General features: G+C 41.7%; 4 protein-coding genes. 1 reads left to right on the plus strand and 3 read right to left on the minus strand.

Going from position 1 to position 4,662, the window contains the following annotated elements:
• On the minus strand, positions 1 to 674 hold a 674-nt coding region (gene rsgA, locus AC3DOM_RS15795; RefSeq protein ID WP_487920003.1), incomplete at its 3' end, for a GTPase RsgA.
• A gap of 39 nt (positions 675 to 713) precedes the next feature.
• On the opposite strand from rsgA, the gene AC3DOM_RS15800 reads away from it, so the two are divergent.
• Entirely contained in the window at positions 714 to 1,007 is a 294-nt protein-coding gene (locus AC3DOM_RS15800) for a hypothetical protein (RefSeq protein WP_487920004.1), read from the plus strand.
• Positions 1,008 to 1,113: 106 nt separating this feature from the next.
• On the opposite strand, the gene AC3DOM_RS15805 is transcribed toward AC3DOM_RS15800, so the two are convergent.
• A complete protein-coding gene (locus AC3DOM_RS15805; protein WP_487920005.1) occupies positions 1,114 to 2,391 on the minus strand; it encodes a glycosyltransferase family 87 protein in 1,278 nt (425 codons plus the stop codon).
• A gap of 549 nt (positions 2,392 to 2,940) precedes the next feature.
• A complete protein-coding gene (locus tag AC3DOM_RS15810) occupies positions 2,941 to 4,212 on the minus strand; it encodes a glycosyltransferase family 87 protein (protein WP_487920006.1) in 1,272 nt (423 codons plus the stop codon).
• Positions 4,213 to 4,662: the final 450 nt, after the last annotated feature.

Genomic DNA, 4,662 nt, shown 5'->3' on the forward strand with positions numbered 1-4,662 from the left:
ACGATGGCGTCAAATGCCATTTGATCCTCGATCAGATCGATCTTGTTGATGCAGATGATCGCTTCGAGGTCATTACGCTGCGCTGCGATCAAATAACGGTCGAGCAGTTCAGGCCAGATATGCGGTTCCCGCCACGAGGCGACGATCAGGATCTGGTCCACATTGGCAACTACGATCTGACGCAGACTCAGCACCCTCCCATGAGGGCGGACCAAAACACTTCGGCGCGGCAATACAGATTCAACCACACCGCTCTCACTCCCATCTCGACTGATGATGACATGATCACCTACAGCAACAAGATTTGAATAGCCAGTTTCCTGAATCTTGAGGTTGCCACGCAAGCTGCAAAGGAGGGTTTCATCGTTGATTTCCACTCGACATAGGCCGCTGCTAACCTCGACGACCAGCCCTGTGATGGCTGAATCTGCATCCACAACGGGAGCAGTTTCCGGTTGCGTGAGTGATTCGTCAAAGGCCAGAGCTTCGAGTTTCCGGCGGCGTTCATGCTCCCCTCGTGGAAGAATCCGTTCGTCGATCAGATAGTCCCCACCATCCCAATCATCAGAATAATCTGAACCCCAGTCTTTACGGCGAGGTTTTTTGGTTGATCTATTATTTCCAGTTTTCCGGCGCGCATCCCGCAGACGTTCTTTACGGGAGTGTTTTTTCATTTTTTCTGTATAGTCAGTCATACTCTTTTCTTTTGTTAAATGGAAAACGGCTCATGGATGCAACCCATGGCCGTTTTTATGCCAGATAAGAAAAAGCCACGGGAGGTCGCCCGTGGCCGCAGAAATGGTAAACAGAGCCTGAAGATTTGCTATTTCAGGGAACAGACACGAGGCGCGAAAATAGGTGGGGAACAAGGGTCTTTAGATCAATCATATTCACGTGCCTCCTTTTCTATTGAGAGTATTTTTATTACAGATTTGAGTTTATCATGGGGGTGCAGAGAGGTCAAGAAAAGCGATAGTGAAGTCGGAGCAATACAAGAAATTTATTGAGTGGCATAATTGCCAAAAGCTAAACCTCAAAGTCGGAGAGAATAGTAACTTTATTCCAACAAAATATATATTTTTGCCTAAAGTTTGTAACTTGTGGGTGCTCTACCTATTCATTTTCGATCTGAGATGGACGTATAAAATCTTGAAGAGAGACAGCCGTGAAAATCTTAAAAGGTAATCCATCAATTAACAAACCCAACCCAATCAAAAGAATTACAGCAGCAAAAGGTATCGCTGTGCCAAACGACGGGAAAATAATTGGAATTATGAGGCAAGAAAACCCAATCGTAAGCACGGACAGCTTCTTTTGGGAGATCAGCATGATTACAACCGGCAATAGTGGAGTAAGGGAGTATGGCCAGGCAATGGGAAGTAGGGCTACGGAAAAATAGGAAAGTAATATCCACAATCTGGATGATGAAAAGAGGAGAGGGGCATAAAGGAATTTTCTATTTGTCCAAATTATCGAGAGAAATAGAATAAGAACCATGGCTACTGCCACCCACCCACCAAAGCGATAGCTATTGATCAGTAAGGATAAGTTATTGGGGTGCAATATTACGTCTTTTGAATTTATCTGATTTACTTCAATATACCGAAGAATCGATCCGGGATGTAGGATTAACAGAGCTATTATGGAAGCCCAAAAGGTAGCTAGAAAACCCAGCAAGGCAAGCCACTTTCTCTTTAGAAGAAAACTGAGCACCAGAATGCCCGGGAAAAATTTTGTGATCGCTGCCAAACCGATCATTACTCCACTCCAGAAATTCTGTCTTTTCTCATAATAATATCCTGCAACAAGTGCAAATAACCAGATGACAGTCAGCTGGCCAAGGGATGTCGCTACGGGAGGCCATAATAAGGCAATCGGCGTCAGACCAATCGCAAGTTTCCAGGATAGTCCATAATATCGAAATGTAAGAACAATCAGGGCTAACATAAACCAGGCCCATAAGGCTGAAGCCCAACTCCAGGGCAAAAAAGCAAGTGGCGCAAGAAATAAAAATGCCGTCGGTGGATGTGTACTTGCTATTCCAAGTTCCCCCTCCAAGCCTAATTTTCGATATTCAGGTCCCAAAATTGGATAAGGATCCTGTTGATTGACGAGGGCACGAAAACCAACGATATCCTGTGCGATATCAGAAGGTTCGGCTTTACCTTTCAAGGCTAAAGATGCTCCCTGCATTACATCGTAATTCACTCTGAGGCCAATATACAGTTTGCAGGAGAGGGCAGGCAGCGGTGAAAGCAGAACGCATTCCTGGGATTGAATATCAGCCTCCCATGGATCCCTGGATTCTGGCAGTAGAAGAAGAAAGAATAAAATGACAATCCCAATACCCAGAATGATATTCTCAGAATACTTCCGATTGAGAGATTTCATAGCTTTAATTTCACCGCCTTTACCTACACAAACTTTATAAATATTCTTTTGGTAGCATCCTGTGGGAGGCTTATTTAATGAGCCCGGCGATCCGGATCAGCTCCAAATTCAGATCAGACCGCTGATATCAGTTCCTGGACTTTAGCATCTTTCCTGGTTCTTTATTTAAAAGTACGATTGCCAATGCAGGATAGTACAATGAGACTGTTAGCCAAAGATTATCATATATGCCAAGATTTTGAGGGGCCAGAATAATATAGGGAAGCCACATGCAAAGAATTATAGCAAGCTATTCCAGCCAAGTACAAACTCTGCCTAGTATACAGCGAGTTCCAGGGGCTTATTCTAATGTTTTTTGAAGATGCTCATCAGAGTGTTGGTAATGAGAGTGGCGAAACAATATACAGGAAGCGTTGGAATAATCCTATACGGCAATGGAATGATCGCTACGTAAGAAAAACATTATCCTTCTCAAAAAAGAGTTTTTCACGATCTTGTTACCCGTTTGTTTATTGTTCAATACAATCTATCCAAGTTATCACTTGTTACTTAAGCACTACCCCTAAAGTCTTGGAGGGAAACAGCAGTGAATAGCTTGAAAGGTAACCCGTCAAATAGCAAACCCACCCCAACCAATAGAACTACTACCGCAGAGGGTATCGCGGTACCATATGATGGAAAAATGAATGGAATTACGATACAACATACCCCAATTATCAGCGTGGAAAGTTTCTTTCGAGTAATCAATATTATTACAATCGGCAATAGTGGGGCAAGAGAGAAAACCCAGGAAATCGGAAGTAACGCTACAGAGAAAAACGAAAGCAATACCCACGACCTTGGTGAGGAATATAGAAGAGGAGCGTAAAAATAGTCTCGATTTGTCCAAATAATCGAAAGGAACAGGAAAAGAACCATTGTTACTCCCACCCATCCACCAAATCGATAGCTGTTGATGAGCAAGGATGCATTATCAAGCCGTAATATCATGGCTATGGACGAAGTTGACTGACTTGCTTCAAAATATCGATATATTGAGCTTGGTTCTAATAACAACAATAGAATTATTGATAATATAAAGGTGGAAACAAAACCCAACAGGGCAATCCATTTTCTCTTGAGAAGAAAGCTAATAATCAAAACACCTGGAAAGAATTTTGTTATAGCTCCTAAACCGATAAATATCCCACTCCAAAATTGCTTTGTTCGCTCAAAGTAATATCCTGCTGAAAGTGCAAATAACCAGATGATAGTCAGTTGGCCAAGAGATGTTGCAACTGGAGGCCATAATAAGGCAATTGGTGTCAACCCAATTGCAGCTTTCCATGATATCCCATAACATCGAAATGAAAGGATAACTAGAGTGATCATTAACCAGGCCCATAAGGCTGAAGCCCAATTCCAAGACAAAAACGCAATTGGTGCAACAAAAAGAAAAGCCATCGGTGGATGTGTGCTTGCGTTGCGAACTTCACCTACCCACTCTAATCCCAAGGAACGATATGCAGGGCCCAAAATCGGATAAGGATCTTGTCGATTGGCGAGAGCACGAAAACCAACGATGTCCTGTGCGATATCCGTGGGATCTCCTCTACCCTTAAGAGTTAGTGATGCTTGTCGCATAATATCAGCATTCATCCTAATCCCAATAGACAGCTTGCACGATAATGCAGGCAGCGGTGAAAGCATGGCACATTCCTGTGAACGAATACCAGCCTGCCATGGATCATTAGATTCTGGTAATAGGAGAAGAAGGATAAAAATGACAACTCCAATAACGAGTATTGTATTGTCAGATAATTTCCTGTTTAGAGATCTCATAACATCATATTCACCTTCTATAGCCCGCTACGCCCCATCATATGTTTTATTTGAAATAATTACCAGCGCATTTTAACATAACCCACAACACTTATGAGAATTAACAAAAAAACTTAATTACCGAAATATACAGAACTCATTACGACTGGTATATGATAAAGAATTTCATATAAAAATAGTCCTATAACCGTTAAATTAACACCAGTGAATAAGTGATGAATATTCAGTAACAACTGATTGTTATTACCTGTCCATTTAGACTCTTTCAAGCAATTATTTATGATTAAGAAAATTGTGTATATAAACGGAATGTATAAACTGTATGTAAATCGAGGGCCACTTGCAATTGGTGAATACCATGCATATAGGATTAGGTTTGCACCAAAAATATAAAGAAAAAACAATATTTGATATATTTGTTCCATTGCAATTTTCAAATTGCGCTTTAAA

This window comes from Candidatus Desulfolinea nitratireducens, from assembly GCF_982879505.1.